Below are 16,665 nucleotides of genomic sequence, written 5' to 3' on the forward strand. Positions count from 1 at the left end.
TATTGTTCCCGCATGACCACGCCCGATTCCGACAGCCTGCTGGCCGAGCAGTTGCTCAGGCTCACGCGCCGGGTGCACCGCATCCAGAAGCGCCAGCTTCACGAGCGCGGTCTCGGCGTGACTCCGGCCCAGTCCCGGCTGCTGCGCACCCTCGCGCACTGGGAGAGGCCGCCCCGCATGGCCGATCTCGCGGAGCGGCTGGAGGTGGTGCCGCGTGCGGTGACGAGCCTCGTCGACGGCTTGGAGGCCGGCGGCAAGGTCCGACGCGTGCCCGATCCGGCCAACCGACGGGTGATCCGCATCGAGCTCACCGAGGACGGCGTGAAGACGCTTCAGGAGCTGCGGGACGTACGCAGGGCCGCCGCGGAGGAGATCCTGGCCCCCTTGTCGGGCGAACAGCGTGAGGTGCTGGGCCATTTGCTGGACACGTTGGCGGACGGACCGTGCTGAACGGGGCGTGGCCACCACTTTGGTGAAGTGGTGGCCACGCCCCGTTCGGAGGACCGGTGTCAGCTGACCTCGGCTACCGGATCGTCGGCGGTCCGAGCCGGTACGTGCTCCTCGGCGGGCCGAGCCGGTACGTGCTCCTCGGCGGTCCGAGCCGGTACGGGCTCTCCCTCCACCTCGGGCACGACCTCGCCGCCCAGCACCTTCCTCGCCCTGTCGATGTCCAGCGCCCCCTCCCAGCGGGAGACCGCGAAGACGGCGACGCAGTTGCCCAGCAGGTTCGTCACGACGCGCATCGAGTCCATGATGCGGTCCACGCCGAGGAGCAGGGCGACGGCTCCGGCGGGGATCGCGCCCAGCGAGGACGCCGTGGCGGACAGCGCGAGGAAGGCCGAGCCGGGGATGCCCGCCATGCCCTTGCTGGTCAGCATCAGCACCAGGACCACGGTGATCTGCTCGCCCAGGCTGAGGTCGACGCCCACCGCCTGGGCGATGAACAGCGTGCCGATGGAGAGGTAGAGCGAGGCGCCGTCGAGGTTGAAGGAGTAGCCGGTCGGCAGGACCAGGCCCACGGCGTCGTCGCGGGCGCCGGCCTTGCGCAGCTTCTGCATCACGCGCGGCATGACGGACTCGGTGGAGGCGGTGCCGAGGGCGAGCAGCATCTCCTCGCGGATGTAGCGCAGGAACTTCCAGAGGCTGAGCCCGGTGACCGCCTTGAGCGCGACGGCGAGCAGCACGATGAAGAGGGCGGCGGCCGCGTAGCACAGGACGATCAGCTTCGCGTAGGTCTCGATGACGCCGAGGCCGTACTGGCCGATCAGGACGGCCATCGCACCGAAGACCGCGATCGGCGCGAGACGCATCACGAAGCCGACGACCGCGAAGATGATCTCCTGGGCCTGCTCGATGGCGGGCAGCACCTGCGGGACCTTGGTGTGGCCGAGGTGCAGCAGTGCGGCGCCCACCAGACAGGCCAGGACGAGCACCTGGAGCAGGGAGTTCTCGGCGAAGGCGCCGATGAAACTGGTGGGCAGCGCGTTGACGATGAACTCGGTCGTCGACGGCAGGTGGCCGCCGCCCGTCTTGGCGTCGACGGCCGCGGTGTTGAGCGTGGCCGGGTCGACGTGCATCCCCGAGCCGGGCTGGATCACGTTGGCGGCGACCAGACCGATGACCAGCGCGAGCGTGCTCGCGACCTCGAACCAGATCAGCGCCTTGAGCCCGATCCGGCCGAACGCCTTCAGGTCACCGGCCTTGGCGATGCCGACGACGACCACGCAGAACACGAGCGGCGAGATGATCGTCTTGATGAGCCGGGTGAAGCCGTCGCCGAGCGGCTGGAGGTCCGAGGCGAAGCCGGGCCACAGCTTTCCGACGAGGATGCCGAGCACGAGCGCGCAGACCACCTGCGCGAAGAGAGAGGTACGCAGTATGCGTGCGACGCGTCGCGGAAGGGACGGGACGGACGGCGGCACGGGCACTCCTTGAGCGACGGGGACGCGCAGCAGTCCGGGGAGACTTCTGCGATACGGAAAGCGGCTTCCGTGGCGCTTACTCTGGAGGGCCCGTCGATCACGCGCGAGACCGTCGCGTTTCACCCGCGTAAATCACCCCACCTGTGACGCATCGCACACAACTCGCCTCAGCAGCCGCTGCGTTCCTCGGTCAGCACCCCCTGGACGGTGGTGAGGAAGCAGTCGTAGCAACCGGCCGAGCCGCGGATCCGATACCGCTCGCTCGTCGTACCGACGGCGTGCCGCTGGTCGCGCGGGACATTGATCGTGTACGTCGCGTCGCCCGCGTAGGTGTCGTCGAGCCGGTACCACCCCGTGCGGTGTCCCGCCCGCGTCATCGTGACGTCAGCGCGGTCACCGAGGGTCAGCACGGTGCGCAGCCGGTCGCCCGCACCGATGGTGGTCGTGCCGTCCATCGTGTACGTGCGGTGGGTGCGGGTGGTACGGGCCGGGCCGCGGCCGTCGACGGTGACCGATTCGTCGTCCGTCCAGGTCGCCTTGAGCGTGTCGGGGTTCTCGCCGTCGGCCCAGCGGTGGGTGGAGGTGTTGGCCAGCGAGCGGCGGACGGTGGTCGTGATCCGGCCGTGCGAGGTGTCGACGTATCCGGTGACGGTGAATCGGTGGTCACCCTCGGTGTCCACACGATGTTCCGAACCGGGCGTGTACGTCGAGGTGTCGGCGAGGTCGCCGCTGGTGTGCGCGGTGAGTTTCCCGGTGACGTGCGCGCGCTTGGCGTCCTGCCAGACGAGGACGTTCACCGGGGTGCTCCAGCCCGGCTGCCCCTCGGGAACGCCGACGACCGCGACCTCCACGCGATGCGGGCGCCCGTCGTTGAGGGCGCCGGCGAAGGGGGTCAGGTCGTATTCGATCGGCTTGATGTCGAAGGCGCGGGGGCCCGGGACGACGTACCAGAGGAAGGGATTGGACCAGCCACCGGTCCACACGGTCGGGAAGGGGGCGGCGACACCCGCGAGTCGGCCGTCCACCTTGATCTGCACCTCGCGGTAGGGGCCGCCGTCGGCCTGGCAGGAGTACGGCGCGTTCGACGGCACCGACAGGTACCAGTACTCCTCGCAGCCGCCGCCCGAGCCGGTGGCGTACACCTCGGTGACGATGCGCTCGCTGTTGCGCGGGGTGGTCAGGGTGTCCTTGTCGAGCGTCAGCACACGGTCCGGCGCCGAGGCCTCGCGCCCCTGGTAGAAGGTGAGCGTGACCTTCACGTCGATGATCCCGGTGTACGTGTCGTCGACGACGTTTCCGATGAGCATCTCGACGTCGTGGCGGGCGTGGAACGTGTCGCTGTAGCGCGTGACGTCCTTCTCGACGGACCACTCGATACCGTCGGGCGAGGGCTGCGGTGTGGAAGTACGGAAGATCTCCACCCCACCGATGTGCAGATACCCGAGCCGGTCGAACTGCCGTCCCCTGACCTTGCCCTCCATGCGCAGCACGACCTTGCTCCAGCGGTCACCGCAGCCCTTCGGCGGGGTGTAGGTGCCGGTGTACGGGGTGAAGTCGCGGAACTGCGCTTCGGCGACCGTGACGTGGCACGACCTGCCCGAGGGTCTGGTGACGGGCGGGGCGGCGGTGATGGGGTCGTGCCAGTCGGTGCCGAACTCGGCGGGGGCGTCGGCCGATCGGGGTGCCGGCGATGGGGCCTCCGCGGACCGGGCGGGTGCCGCTCCGAGCAGGGTGCTCGCCAGGAGGGTCGCTCCGGCGAGCATGGACATGACGATCTGTCTTCTCATGGCCGTGTTCTACGGCGAGTCGGGCATCTCCCGCAATGACGCCTCCCCCAACGGCCTCAGTCCAACAGGTGCGCCCTGTCCCCCATCATCACCACGGGATGCCGGTCCGGATCGAGCGTGCGCAGCAGATACCGCATCGCCTCCCTGGACACGCTGACACAGGCCGACGTACCGCGGCCGTGGTCCATATGCAGCCAGATGCCGCCGCCCTTGCCATAACCCCCGGGCCGTGTCTGGTTGTTCGGCGGGGTGCCCTCGACCCGGTTGTAGTCGATGGCGATGACGTAGTCGAAGTCGTGCCAGTAGGACCTGGGCCACCAGCGCGGGGCCGCGATGGCGGCGGACCTGGTGTACGGCAGCCGGGCCCCGGGGTCCGGGAGCGCGCCGCCCGCGTCGCTCAACGTGAACACGCCGACGGGGCTGCGTCTGTCGCCCTCGTGGTGATCGGTGGTCCAGCCCTTCTTGCCGTTGTGCGCGGGCCAGCTACGGACGCGATCCCAGCCGGGACCGCGCTTGGTGTAGAGCACGACGGTGGCGTCCGGGGAGTCCTTGTCGTCGCCGTAGACCGCGACGACCTGGCGGGAGGCGGCGGGGATGCGGCGTTGGAGACGGTCACCGACGTCAGGGATGCGGGTGGGTCGGTCCGCGGGTTTGTAGGCCGGGTCATCGGCGGGTGTGGCCGCGGCCCGGGTGCGGGTGTCACCGGTGTGTGCCGGGCCCGGGCCGCCGCAGCCTCCCAGGGGGATCAGCAGTGCTCCCAGGACCGTCGCCGTCACCACGGCACGCCGTGCGCCTGCGTCTCGCATCGCTCCATGGTCGCACCACGGTCCGGGTAGGCCGATTCCGCAGGCGCAGCCGGATCTGTGCGGCGCGGCGGAAAACCTGTTGCCTCCGACCACGCTCTGCGGCGAACCTTTCACGGTTTGCAGCCGCCGTGTGCGGCTCCCTCCCACCCCCCTGACACGAGCCACTGGGACGTCACACGTCATGCAGATCCAAGACCTTCCGTATCCCGACCCGGGAGTGCCTGACGCACGCTCGGGCTCCCGGTTCCTGTGGTGGCTCTTCAGGAACCAGCTGGGCGGACAGCTCAAATCCCTGGCCTGGGGACTGCTGCACTTCCTGTCCATCTCCGCGCTGCCCTTCTGCGTCGGCGTGGCCATCCAGGCGGTCGTCGACCACTCCGGCCGCCGACTCGCCCTGGCGGGCGGCCTGCTGGCGCTGTGCTGCCTCGGCAGCGCGCTCGGCGACACCTTCCTGCACCGCACCGCCGTCACCAACTGGATCACGGCCGCCGCGCGCGTCCAGCAGTTGCTGGCCCACAAGGCCGCCAACCTGGGCTCGGCATTGACCCGGCGGGTCGCGGCCGGCGAGGTCGTGGCCGTCTCCACCGGTGACGTCGAGAAGATCGGCTGGTTCGTGGAGGCCTGGTCACGGTTCACCGCGGCGGCCGTCACCGTCGTCGTGGTCTGCGCCGGCCTGGTCGTCTACCAGCCGGCACTCGGCTCAGTGGTCGCCGTGGGCCTGCCGTTCCTGGCCCTCGCGGCACTGCCCCTGCTGCCTCGCGCGACCAGACGCGCCGACGTCCAGCGCGAGAAGGCCGGCCGCGCCACCGAACTGGCCTCCGACACCGTCGCCGGTCTGCGGGTACTGCGTGGCATCGGTGGTGAGGAGCTCTTCCTCGACCGCTATCGCAAGGCCTCCCAGGAGGTCCGCCACGCGGCCGTGCGCAGCGCCCGGATGTGGTCCCTGATCGCCGCGATCCAGGTGCTGCTGCCCGGACTTCTGCTGATCGCGGTCGTCTGGTACGGCGTCCATCTGGCCCGGCAGGGCCGCGTCGAGATCGGCGAACTGGTCGCCGTCTACAGCTCGGTCATGATCCTCACCTATCCGCTGCGGCACTTCGAGGAGATCGCCATGGCGTACTCCTTCTCCCGGCCCTCGGCCACGCGTGCCGCCCGGGTGCTGTCGCTGGAGCGGGCCATGTCCGCCGAGGGCACCCGGGACAGGGACGGAGACGGCCTGCCCACCGGGGATCTGTACGACCCGGCCACCGGTCTGCTCGCCCCCGCCGGCCGGCTCACCGCGGTGGTGTGCGGCGACCCGGACGCGGCGGGGCTGCTGGCCGAGCGCCTCGGCGGGCACCCTTCGGAGGAAGGCACGTCGGTGCTACTCGGCGGGGTGCCGCTGGACGAGCTGCCGCTCGGCTCGGCGCGCACGGCGGTCCTGGTCCAGGACAAGGACCCGGTCCTGCTCTCCGGAACCCTGCGCGAACTGCTCGACGTGCCCGCCTCGGGAGACGTCGGTGCCCAGGAGGCGCTCGCGGCCGCCCAGTGCGCGGACGTGCTTTCCGCCCTGGCCCAGGGGTCCTTGAACGCCGAGGACCCCCTGGACGCGCGCATCACCGAACGCGGGCGGTCCCTGTCGGGCGGCCAGCGCCAGCGGCTCGCCCTGGCCCGGTCCCTGTTCACCGACCCGGAGGTGCTCGTCCTGGACGAGCCGACCTCCGCCGTCGACTCGCACACCGAGGCACGGATCGCGCAAGGCGTGCGGGACCTGCGGGCCGGGCGCACGACCGTGGTGTTCACCTCCTCGCCGCTGCTCCTGGACCACGCCGACCGCGTGGTGCTCGTGCACGAGGGCGAGGTCGTGGCGGTCGGCGTGCACCGCGAGCTGGTGCGCAAGGAACCGCGGTACCGGGCGATCGTCACCCGCGAGACGGACGAAGAGGCCGCCCTCGACGACGTACGGCCCGCACACGACGTACTGGACGAACAACACGCGCGGCAGGAACAACACGCACTGCACGAACTGGAAGAGATCGAGGAGACAGCATGATCGGCGTGGCGCCACCGGCCTACGACCCGGCGGCACCGACAACGGCGAACACCCTGCCCGTCGGAGCCACCGCGACCGTACGCGCCTACGTGGCCGAACTGTTCCACCGGCACCGCCGCGCCTTCGCGCTCCTCGTAGGCGTCAACACGGTCTCGGTGGTGGCCTCCATGGTCGGCCCGTGGCTCCTCGGCGACCTCGTCGAGCGGGTGTCGGACGGGGCCCGTGAACTCCATCTGGAGCTGACCGCCGGGCTGTTCGTCATCGCGCTGGTCGTCCAGGCGGTGTTCGTACGGCAGGTACGGCTGCGCGGTTCGATGCTCGGCGAGCGCATGCTGGCCGACCTGCGCGAGGACTTCCTCGTCCGGGCGGTCGGCCTGCCGCCGGGCGTCCTCGAGCGGGCCGGAACCGGTGACCTGCTGTCCCGGATCACGACGGACATCGACCGGCTCGGCAACGCGATGCGCGAGGCCGTGCCACAGCTGGCGATCGGCGTGGTGTGGGCGGCCCTGCTCCTCGGCGGGCTCGTGATCACCGCGCCGCCCCTGGCGGCCGCCGTGCTGCTCGCCCTGCCCCTGCTGGTCATCGGCTGCCGCTGGTACTTCAAGCGGGCGCCCTCCGCCTACCGCTCGGAGGCCGCCGGGTACGCCGCCGTGGCCGCCGCGCTCGCGGAGACCGTGGACGCCGGACGCACCGTCGAGGCGCACCGGCTGAGCGCGCGTCGCATCGAGCTGTCGGAGCGGCGGATCAAGGAGTGGACCGCCTGGGAGCGCTACACCCTGTGGCTGCGGTCGGTGCTCTTCCCGTGCATCAACGTCAGCCACGTGATGATCCTCTCGTCGGTGCTGATGGTCGGCGGGGTGTTCGTCCTCCAGGGCTGGATCGGAGTCGGCCAGCTGACGACGGGCGCGCTGATCGCGCAGATGCTGGTCGATCCGGTCGGGCTGATCCTGCGCTGGTACGACGAGCTGCAAGTGGCCCAGGTGTCGCTGGCCCGGCTGGTCGGGGTGCGGGACATCGAGCCGGCCGGTGGCGACGCCGGGCTCGCTCCCGAGGGGCGGGACGTCCACGCGGACCGGGTGCACTTCGGCTATCTGGAGGGGGTGGACGTCCTGCGCAAGGTGTCCCTGGAGGTCGCGCCCGGCACCAGGCTGGCGCTGGTGGGCCCCTCGGGCGCCGGCAAGTCCACCCTGGGCAGACTGCTCGCCGGCATCTACGCGCCCCGTGACGGCCGGATCACCCTCGGCGGGGCGGAGCTGTCCCGGATGCCCGCCGAACGGGTCCGGGAGCACGTCGCCCTCGTCAACCAGGAGCACCACGTCTTCGTGGGCTCCCTGCGCGACAACCTCCTGCTCGCCCGGACCGACGCCACGGAGGCCGAGCTCTGGGCGGCCCTCGGCGCGGTCGACGCGGACGGGTGGGCGCGCGCGCTCGACGACGGCCTGGACACCGAGGTCGGCTCGGGCGGGCTGACCGTCACTCCGGCCCAGGCACAGCAGGTCGCGCTGGCCCGGCTGGTGCTCGCCGACCCGCACACGCTGGTCCTGGACGAGGCGACGTCGTTGCTGGATCCCCGGGCGGCCCGTCACCTGGAACGCTCCCTGGCCCGAGTCCTCGACGGCCGCACCGTGGTCGCGATCGCCCACCGCCTGCACACCGCCCACGACGCGGACGTCATCGCCGTCGTCGAGAACGGCCGCATCACCGAACTGGGCAGCCATGACGAGCTGGTCGCGGCGGACGGGGCGTACGCGGCGTTGTGGAGGTCTTGGCACGGGTGAGGGGGTCGGTGGGGCGGGGCGGGGCCTGACACCCGGGGGCCGTGGTGCCGGCGCCGGGAGGCTGGGCGACGGTCGACGGGCGCTCCATCCCGTACCCCGGTGCTCCCCGCACCTGCACGACACAGCAGGCCCCCTCCGGACACCCGCACAGCACGCCCCACCCCGACGAAGGCCAGTGCGGCGCACCCCGGTCCGCCCTGCACCGCCCCGGCCCACACCCTGGTCCGCCCCTGACCGGCGCCCCCGACCGGCCCCCTCCGGCCGGCCCAGCGACCACGTGCCGTTGCGCAGTCCCGAAGGGGGGTGGAAGGCTGGACAGCAGCACCGGCTCAGGGAGCGCCCGCGGACAGCACCGTGCGACGGCGGGCGCGGCGAGTGCCCCGTGAGTCCGTGGTCCGCCCCGGGCCGCGGACGGACCGGGTCCGTCCCCTTCACCTGGAGGTACCCGTGGACAGCTCCGACGGATGGGGAGACGACGTCTACCAGCCCGACGGATCCGAGATCCAGGACGACGCGGGTCTGCTCGACGCGGAGGACACCCTGGACGAGGACGGAGTCGGCGACCCCCTCGACCGCGGTTGGTCCCCGCCGGAGAGACCGTGGGCGGTGGAGCACAGCGGTGTGACGGCCGCGGAGCGCCGGCAGGGCGAGACGCTGGACCAACGACTCGCCGAGGAGACGCCCGACCTCGCGCCGGTCGACGGTGACGGCATCGGTGACTGCGACGGCACCGACGGCGAGCTCCTGGACAACGAGGTCGGCGCGATGCGTTCCGGCCGTCTCGTGGCCCCCGACGAAGGGGCTCACGAGGACGAGGAGAGCGCGCTGGTCGCCACGGACGTGGGCATCGACGGTGCCGCGGCGTCCGCGGAGGAGGCCGCGATGCACATCGTCGACGAGGAGTCCCTGTCCGGCTGACCGTTGCGGCCGCCCGGCCGTCTCCACACCGCCCACCGCAGTACCCGTGCCGTATTCCGCGCCTCTGGAGGAGCATCCATGCAGCAGGACAAGCACCCCGACTACCACGAGGTCGTCTTCCGCGACCGCTCCGCCGGCTACGCCTTCCTGACCCGGTCCACCGCCACCAGCGACCAGACCATCGAGTGGGACGACGGCGAGACCTACCCCGTGGTGGACGTGGAGATCTCCTCCGAGAGCCACCCCTTCTACACCGGCAAGGCGCGGACGGTGGACTCGGAGGGACGCGTGGCCGCCTTCGAGCGGCGCTACGGAGGTGGGACCGGTCAGGGCAGCTGACGGCGGACGTCGGCGCCCCGGCCTCAGATGAAGTTGAGCGCCGCCGCGCAGCCCACCCCGCCGAGCAGCATGAACGCCGGCATCAGCACCTTCAGCTCGACCCAGCTGCCCGCCCGGAAGCGCATGATCTTCGGCGGGCCGATCGGGTACCAGCGCTTGCGGCCCACCGGGATGGGCCACAGGATCGGGCAACCGGAGACCGTCAGCGCGTCCCCGATGTCGTGCACGAGCGCGCCCAGCACGACCGGCAGCCCCAGCCACAGGTACTCCTGGCCCGGCTGCGGGAACAGCCAGTGCGAACCGTTGCCCGGCTTGTCCAGGACCCCCGCGACGATCCAGGCGCTGGTCGCGGCCAGCAGCCAGACCAGGACGTCGGCGCTGGAGCCCCGGGTCGCCCGCCACAGCAGGCCCTCGATGGCCAGCACCAGGTGGACGAACAGGATCGCCAGCACCGCCCAGCGGCCACCCGTGATCGCCGCCACCGAGCAGCCCGCGCCGATCAGCACCGCCCACAGCCAGGTGTGGGTGAGTGTGCGGTGGCCGCCGGAGCGGCGCGGGTCGCCCTGCTTCCTGGTGGCCTTGTAGACGGCGTACGAGAGCTTGTCGACGATCTCGCACAGGGCCCGCGAGACCGGCCCGAAGGACCGCGAGATGGTGGCCGCCTTGTGGTCGAGGTCCGGAGCGAGCGCCGCTCCCGCGCAGATCAGCGCTCCGGCCAGCAGTACGGGCCACGGCATGGTGTGCCCCGTGGCGGCGGCCGCCGCTCCTACGCCCAGCCAGGCCGCGGCGCCCGAGAGTGAGTGTGCTGGTCCCATCATCGGCGTTGTCCGCCCCATTCCTCGTGTGCCGCTGTCCAGTTGACCGGCTGCGCTGACGCCCCGTCGGCGACACAGCGTACTGGTCGTGATCTTCGGACCCGCATCCGATTCCCCCATCGGACGTCCGGGCAGGCAAGATGGGTGGGTGACCCTCATCGATCAGCTGCCGCCGACCGCCGACCCCGACGCCCTCTACGAAGCCTTCGAGTCGTGGGCCGAGGAGCGGGGTCTGACGCTCTACCCCCATCAGGAGGAGGCGCTGATCGAGGTGGTCTCCGGCGCGAACGTGATCGTGTCGACGCCCACCGGCTCCGGCAAGAGCATGATCGCGGCGGGTGCGCATTTCGCCGCCCTCGCCCGTGACGAGGTCACCTTCTACACCGCGCCCATCAAGGCGCTCGTCTCGGAGAAGTTCTTCGAGCTGTGCAAGATGTTCGGCACGGAGAACGTCGGCATGCTGACCGGCGACGCCTCCGTCAACGCCGACGCTCCCGTCATCTGCTGCACCGCCGAGGTGCTGGCGTCGATCGCGCTGCGCGACGGCAAGAACGCGGACGTCGGCCAGGTCGTCATGGACGAGTTCCACTTCTACGCCGAGGCGGACCGCGGCTGGGCCTGGCAGATCCCGATCCTGGAGCTGCCCCAGGCGCAGTTCGTCCTGATGTCGGCCACGCTCGGCGATGTCGCGATGTTCGAGAAGGACCTGACCCGGCGCACCGGCCGGCCCACGTCGGTGGTCCGCTCGGCGACCCGTCCCGTCCCCCTCTCCTACGAGTACAAGTTCACCCCGCTCACCGAGACCCTGACGGAACTCCTGGAGACCAAGCAGGCGCCGGTGTACATCGTGCACTTCACGCAGGCGCAGGCCGTGGAGCGGGCACAGGCGCTGATGAGCATCAACATGTGCACGCGCGAGGAGAAGGACCAGATCGCCGACCTGATCGGCAACTTCCGCTTCACCACCAAGTTCGGCCGCAACCTCTCCCGGTACGTCCGGCACGGCATCGGCGTCCATCACGCCGGCATGCTGCCCAAGTACCGGCGGCTGGTGGAGAAGCTCGCGCAGGCCGGTCTGCTGAAGGTCATCTGCGGCACGGACACCCTCGGCGTCGGTGTCAACGTGCCCATTCGCACGGTGCTGTTCACGGCGCTGACCAAGTACGACGGCAACCGTGTGCGCACCCTGCGCGCCCGTGAGTTCCACCAGATCGCCGGCCGCGCGGGCCGGGCCGGCTACGACACGGCGGGCTTCGTCGTCGCCCAGGCTCCCGAGCACGTCATCGAGAACGAGAAGGCGCTCGCCAAGGCGGGCGACGACCCGAAGAAGCGCCGCAAGGTCGTACGCAAGAAGGCGCCCGAGGGATTCGTCGGCTGGACGGAGAACACCTTCGAGAAGCTCATCACTTCCGAGCCGGAGCCGCTGACGTCCCGCTTCCGGGTCACCCACACGATGCTGCTGTCGGTGATCGCCCGCCCCGGAAACGCCTTCGCGGCGATGCGGCATCTCCTGGAGGACAACCACGAGCCGCGCAAGCAGCAGCTGAGGCACATCCGGCGGGCGATCGCCATCTACCGCTCGCTGCTGGACGGCGGCATCGTCGAGAAGCTCGACGAGCCCGACGCCAGCGGCCGCATCGTCCGCCTCACCGTGGACCTCCAGCAGGACTTCGCGCTCAACCAGCCGCTGTCCACGTTCGCGCTCGCCGCGTTCGAGCTGCTCGACCCCGAGTCGCCGTCCTACGCCCTGGACATGGTGTCCGTCGTGGAGTCCACTCTGGACGACCCCCGGCAGATCCTGGTGGCCCAGCTGAACAAGGCGAAGGGCGAGGCCGTGGCCGCGATGAAGGCGGACGGCGTCGAGTACGAGGAGCGCATGGAGCGTCTCCAGGACATCACGTACCCGAAGCCCCTGGAGGAGCTGCTCTTCCACGCGTACGACACCTACCGCAAGAGCCACCCCTGGGTCGGCGACCATCCGCTCTCCCCGAAGTCCGTCATCCGTGACATGTACGAACGGGCCATGTCCTTCACGGAGTTGGTGTCCTTCTACGAGCTGGCACGCACCGAGGGCATTGTCCTGCGCTACCTCGCGAGTGCCTACAAGGCGCTCGACCACAACATCCCGGACGACCTCAAGTCCGAGGATCTGCAGGACCTGATCGAGTGGCTCGGCGAGACGGTCCGCCAGGTCGACTCCAGCCTCCTGGACGAGTGGGAGCAGCTCGCCAACCCGGAGGTGATGACCGCCGAGGAGGCCCAGGAGAAGGCTGACGAGGTCAAGCCCGTCACCGCCAACGCGCGCGCCTTCCGGGTCCTGGTCCGCAACGCCCTGTTCCGCCGCGTCGAACTCGCGGCCCTGGACCAGGTCGAGGAGCTCGGCGAGATGGACGGCGAGACCGGCTGGGACGCGGACGCGTGGGGCGAGGCGATGGACAAGTACTGGGACGAGTACGACGACCTCGGCACCGGCCCCGACGCCCGCGGTCCCAAGCTGCTGCGCATCGAGGAGGAGCCGCAGCACCGGCTGTGGCGCGTCCGGCAGACCTTCGCCGACCCGAACGGCGACCACGACTGGGGCATCAGCGCGGAGATCGACCTCGCCGCGTCCGACGCCGAGGGCCGCGCGGTCGTCCGGGTCACCGATGTCGGCCAGCTGTGAGCCACAGACGAGTGGTGAGCCGTAGGCCGCCTGTGAGCCCCAGGCCAGTTGTGAGCCAAGGAGAGTCCCACCCATGACCAACCCGGCCGAGAGGCTCGTCGACCTGCTCGACCTGGAGCAGATCGAGGTCAACATCTTCCGTGGCCGAAGCCCGCACGAGTCCCTCCAGCGGGTCTTCGGCGGCCAGGTCGCGGGCCAGGCGCTGGTCGCCGCCGCCCGCACCACGGACGGCGAACGCCCGGTGCACTCGCTGCACGCGTACTTCCTGCGTCCGGGCCGGCCCGGCGTACCGATCGTGTACCAGGTCGAGCGGGTGCGGGACGGACGGTCGTTCACGACGCGCCGGGTCACCGCCGTGCAGCAGGGCCGCACGATCTTCAATCTCACCGCCTCCTTTCACAAGCCTGAGGAAGGTCCCTTCGAGCACCAGCTGCCTCCCGCCCGCAAGGTCCCGGGCCCGGAGTCCCTGCCGAACGTCGGCGACGAGATCCGGGAGCATCTGGGCGAACTGCCGGAGCAGTTGGAGCGGATGGCGCGCCGCCAGCCCTTCGACATCCGGTATGTGGACCGGCTGCGCTGGAGCGCCGAGGAGGTCAAGGACGCCGAGCCGCGGAGCGCGGTGTGGATGCGCGCGGTCGGGCCGCTCGGGGACGACCCGGTCGTGCACACCTGCGCGCTGACCTATGCGAGCGACATGACGCTCCTGGACGCCGTCCGCCTCCCGGTCCAGCCCCTGTGGGGGCCGCGGAGCTTCGACATCGCGTCGCTGGATCACGCCATGTGGTTCCACCGGCCGTTCCGCACGGACGAGTGGTTCCTGTACGACCAGGAGTCGCCGATCGCGACGGGTGGACGCGGTTTGGCCCGTGGCCGGATCTACGACCTGGAGGGACGTCTGCTGGTGTCCGTCGTCCAGGAGGGGCTGTTCCGGCCGCTGTAGGTCAGGCGCTTCTGCGGCGCAGCCAGCCCAGCAGTCCGCGGGACGGTTCCTGGGGCGCCGGCTCACGCGGTGGCAGGGCGGAGGGTGCCTGCCGGACCGCGGGGCGGGGCGCGGGTCGCAGCCGCCGCGCGTCCTCCAGGGCGCGGGCCAGTTCGGTCCTCAGCCATGCGATCTCGGCCGGGTCGTCCGCCTTCATGATCTTCTCGATCAGGTGCGCGGCGGGCGAGCCCTGCGCCCCGTGCGCGGGTGGTCCCGGCCGGAAGCGGCCCAGATGGGACCGCTCATAGGGGTCCGGGACGAGCTCCGCGATCTGGGCGGGGTCGAGGAAGGCGGCGAGGGCTCCGGCGCTCTCCCAGGGGTCTTCGGCGAGGCGCAGGAGGAATCCGCGGTGCCGTCCGCGCCAGTTGCGGGCGCGCAGGTCCACGCCCTCGTCCAGCATGTCGCGCAACCCCTCGGGCATGCGCCGTGCGGTCAGCAGCGGGGTGTTCTCCTCGACTGTCGTGAACTCCTCGAGGTCGTCGGCCAGATACAGCCACACGACGGCACGGTACCGGTTCAGATAGAAACGAACCGGCGAGAACAGGCCGAGGCGCGCCAGGCGGGTGAACCTGCCGACGGGGATGTCCATGACCTCCGCCCCCTCGGTGGTGCCCACGAGCCGTACGCGTTGACGCAGCGAGTCGGGGAAACCGGCCGTGGCCCGCAGCCGGTCGACCTCGGAACGCGTGACGCGTCGGCCCCCGCCCCCTTCGTCGGGCACCGTCCGGATCTGGCCGAGGTGTACGGCGAGGTCGAACTCGCTTCGCCTGAGGCCCAGTTCCCGCGCCGCGCGGCTGGGTGTGCAGGCATTCCGCTGGAGTTGGGTGATGGTGCTGCTCGCCATGCTGGCTCTCCCCCGTGGAGTCGTCGCTCACGCTGTGTGCGCTCGCCGTGACAGAAACCGTAGCCGGTTCGGCGAGATGCGTGACGAGCCTGTGGACAACTCCACGGGGGTCGAAGAACGCGCAGGTCAGAGGTCTGTCGCCGGGCTGCGTTCGGGTCGGCGGGCGTCCACGTCGAGGTGCTCGCCGACCCGGTTGACGAGCAGCGTCATCTCGTAGGCGATCCGGCCGATGTCGGCGTCGGAGCCGCTGAGCACGCACAGACAGCTGCCGGTCCCGGCCGCGGTGACGAACAGCACCGCGTCGTCGAACTCGATCATCGTCTGCCGTACCTTGCCCGCGCCGAAGTGGCGCCCCGACCCCTTGGCCAGGCTGTGCAGCCCGGACGAGACGGCGGCGAGATGGTCCGCGTCCTCACGGCGCAGTCCCGTGCTTGCGCCCGTCACCAACCCGTCGTTGGACAGCACCAGCGCGTGCCGCACATGGTCGACGCGCTCGGTCAGATCGTCCAGCAGCCAGCCGAGCCCCTGCTTCTGCGGCATGTGTCCCGTCTCCCCGTGTGACGTCTCCTCCTGCCCGGAAATCTCCCGGCAGGCCTTCCTCACGACCGTCAACCCTTCCCCACGACCGTCAACAGGGCAAGGAGAATGGGGACATGGCACAGAAGATGACCGATGAGGAATGGCGGGAGTTCGTCTCGCACGGCACCCGCACCGGCAAGTTGTCGACCGTCCGGGCCGACGGGAGTCCGCATGTGGCACCGATCTGGTTCGTGCTCGACGGTGACGACCTGGTGTTCAACACCGGGAAGGCGACCGTGAAGGGGCGCAACCTGGCGCGGGACGGGCGGGTCGCCCTCTGCGTGGACGACGACCGGCCGCCCTTCGACTATGTGGTGCTGCAGGGCCGGGCCCGGATATCGGAGGATCTGGACGAGGTCCGGCACTGGGCCGGGCGGATCGGGGCGCGGTACATGGGTGAGGAACGGGCCGAGGAGTTCGGCGCCCGCAACGGCGTTCCGGGGGAACTCCTGGTCCGGGTGAGGATCGACAAGGTGCTGGCGGAGAAGGCCGTCTCGGAGTGACACGCCGGTGAGCCGGCCGCGTCCGCGGTCAGCCCACCGAGTCGAGCAGCCGGGCGGTGTGCATCCGCCCGGCGTACTCGACCAGCCGGATCAGCACCTCCTTGCCCGAGTCGCGGTCCCGTGCGTCGCACAGCACCACAGGTGTGCCCTGGTCGAGGTCGAGGGCGCGCGAGACGTCGTGGGCGCCGTAGGTCCGGGCACCGGCGAAGCAGTTGACTGCCACCACGAACGGGATGTGCCGGTGCTCGAAGTAGTCCACGGCCGGGAAGCAGTCCTCCAGGCGCCGGGTGTCCGCGAGGACGACGGCACCCAGGGCCCCCTGCGACAGCTCGTCCCACAGGAACCAGAAGCGGTCCTGGCCCGGGGTGCCGAAGAGGTAGAGGGACAGGCCGGAGCGGATGGTGATCCGCCCGAAGTCCATGGCGACCGTGGTGGTGACCTTCTGGTCCACACCGTCGGTGTCGTCCACCAACTGGCCTGCCTCGCTCAGCAGTTCCTCCGTGCGCAGCGGCCTGATCTCGCTGACCGCGCCCACCAGGGTGGTCTTGCCCACGCCGAACCCGCCGGCGACCAGTATCTTCAGCGCGAGGGCGGTCGGCTCGCCGCCCTGGGCGTCGGAGTTCTCAGAGACCATCGATCACTTCTCTCGGGAGGGCCGGCAACGGGCGGCGACGTCGGTACGGGGTCGCGAAGGCAGCATC

General features: G+C 70.8%; 15 protein-coding genes. 8 read left to right on the plus strand and 7 right to left on the minus strand.

The features are described 5' to 3' along the window. Positions 1–12 precede the first annotated feature (12 nt). On the plus strand, positions 13–450 hold the full coding sequence (locus ABZT02_RS02545; RefSeq protein WP_356013418.1) for a MarR family transcriptional regulator: 438 nt from the start codon (positions 13–15) through the stop codon (positions 448–450). A 59-nt stretch (positions 451–509) separates the two neighbouring features. On the opposite strand, the gene ABZT02_RS02550 is transcribed toward ABZT02_RS02545, so the two are convergent. From ABZT02_RS02550 to ABZT02_RS02560, 3 genes are all read right to left on the minus strand, one after another. After that, a complete protein-coding gene (locus ABZT02_RS02550) occupies positions 510–1,922 on the minus strand; it encodes a cation:dicarboxylase symporter family transporter (RefSeq protein WP_356013420.1) in 1,413 nt (470 codons plus the stop codon). A gap of 167 nt (positions 1,923–2,089) precedes the next feature. Next, positions 2,090–3,709: a peptide-N4-asparagine amidase gene (locus ABZT02_RS02555; protein ID WP_356013422.1), complete on the minus strand. Its 1,620-nt coding sequence runs from the start codon at positions 3,707–3,709 to the stop codon at positions 2,090–2,092. Between the two features lie 56 nt (positions 3,710–3,765). Next, the gene (locus tag ABZT02_RS02560; protein WP_356013424.1) at positions 3,766–4,515 is read right to left on the minus strand and encodes a L,D-transpeptidase family protein; all 750 of its coding nucleotides are present in this window, start codon (positions 4,513–4,515) and stop codon (positions 3,766–3,768) included. 181 nt (positions 4,516–4,696) lie between these two features. Between ABZT02_RS02560 and ABZT02_RS02565 the strand changes: the two genes are divergently transcribed. From ABZT02_RS02565 to ABZT02_RS02580, 4 genes are all read left to right on the plus strand, one after another. Next, a complete protein-coding gene (locus ABZT02_RS02565) occupies positions 4,697–6,547 on the plus strand; it encodes an ABC transporter ATP-binding protein (protein WP_356013426.1) in 1,851 nt (616 codons plus the stop codon). Next, positions 6,544–8,325 (plus strand): ABC transporter ATP-binding protein, encoded by a 1,782-nt coding sequence (locus ABZT02_RS02570; RefSeq protein WP_356013428.1) that lies wholly within the window; start codon positions 6,544–6,546, stop codon positions 8,323–8,325. The genes ABZT02_RS02565 and ABZT02_RS02570 overlap by 4 nt, the downstream gene beginning before the upstream one ends. Before the next feature lie 447 nt (positions 8,326–8,772). After that, positions 8,773–9,243 carry a DUF5709 domain-containing protein gene (locus tag ABZT02_RS02575; RefSeq protein ID WP_356013430.1) on the plus strand — a complete coding sequence of 157 codons (471 nt, stop codon included), beginning with the start codon at positions 8,773–8,775 and terminating at the stop codon, positions 9,241–9,243. A 78-nt stretch (positions 9,244–9,321) separates the two neighbouring features. Continuing rightward, positions 9,322–9,582 (plus strand): type B 50S ribosomal protein L31, encoded by a 261-nt coding sequence (locus ABZT02_RS02580; protein WP_020118411.1) that lies wholly within the window; start codon positions 9,322–9,324, stop codon positions 9,580–9,582. Positions 9,583–9,605: 23 nt separating this feature from the next. Here the strand turns inward: ABZT02_RS02580 and ABZT02_RS02585 are convergent, their stop codons facing one another. Beyond that, positions 9,606–10,400: a metal-dependent hydrolase gene (locus ABZT02_RS02585; protein ID WP_356013433.1), complete on the minus strand. Its 795-nt coding sequence runs from the start codon at positions 10,398–10,400 to the stop codon at positions 9,606–9,608. Positions 10,401–10,545: 145 nt separating this feature from the next. Here ABZT02_RS02585 and ABZT02_RS02590 point away from each other — a divergent pair, with 145 nt between their 5' ends. Together ABZT02_RS02590 and ABZT02_RS02595 are read left to right on the plus strand one after the other, a co-directional pair. Next, entirely contained in the window at positions 10,546–13,059 is a 2,514-nt protein-coding gene (locus ABZT02_RS02590; RefSeq protein WP_356013434.1) for a DUF3516 domain-containing protein, read from the plus strand. Between the two features lie 73 nt (positions 13,060–13,132). Continuing rightward, positions 13,133–13,999, plus strand: coding sequence for an acyl-CoA thioesterase II (locus ABZT02_RS02595; RefSeq protein WP_351992256.1), 867 nt, complete (start codon positions 13,133–13,135; stop codon positions 13,997–13,999). Between the two features lies 1 nt (position 14,000). Here ABZT02_RS02595 and ABZT02_RS02600 read toward each other — a convergent pair whose 3' ends face one another. Then, entirely contained in the window at positions 14,001–14,882 is an 882-nt protein-coding gene (locus tag ABZT02_RS02600; protein ID WP_356013437.1) for a DUF6397 family protein, read from the minus strand. 126 nt (positions 14,883–15,008) lie between these two features. Further along, positions 15,009–15,422 (minus strand): roadblock/LC7 domain-containing protein, encoded by a 414-nt coding sequence (locus ABZT02_RS02605; protein ID WP_356013438.1) that lies wholly within the window; start codon positions 15,420–15,422, stop codon positions 15,009–15,011. Positions 15,423–15,535: 113 nt separating this feature from the next. On the opposite strand from ABZT02_RS02605, the gene ABZT02_RS02610 reads away from it, so the two are divergent. Further along, complete coding sequence (locus ABZT02_RS02610; RefSeq protein WP_356013440.1) at positions 15,536–15,964, plus strand: PPOX class F420-dependent oxidoreductase; 429 nt, start codon at positions 15,536–15,538, stop codon at positions 15,962–15,964. 28 nt (positions 15,965–15,992) lie between these two features. Here ABZT02_RS02610 and ABZT02_RS02615 read toward each other — a convergent pair whose 3' ends face one another. Next, the gene (locus ABZT02_RS02615) at positions 15,993–16,598 is read right to left on the minus strand and encodes an ATP/GTP-binding protein (RefSeq protein ID WP_355749842.1); all 606 of its coding nucleotides are present in this window, start codon (positions 16,596–16,598) and stop codon (positions 15,993–15,995) included. Positions 16,599–16,665 lie beyond the last annotated feature (67 nt).

The sequence above is a fragment of the Streptomyces sp. NPDC005402 genome (genome assembly GCF_040606575.1).
Classification (GTDB): domain Bacteria; phylum Actinomycetota; class Actinomycetes; order Streptomycetales; family Streptomycetaceae; genus Streptomyces.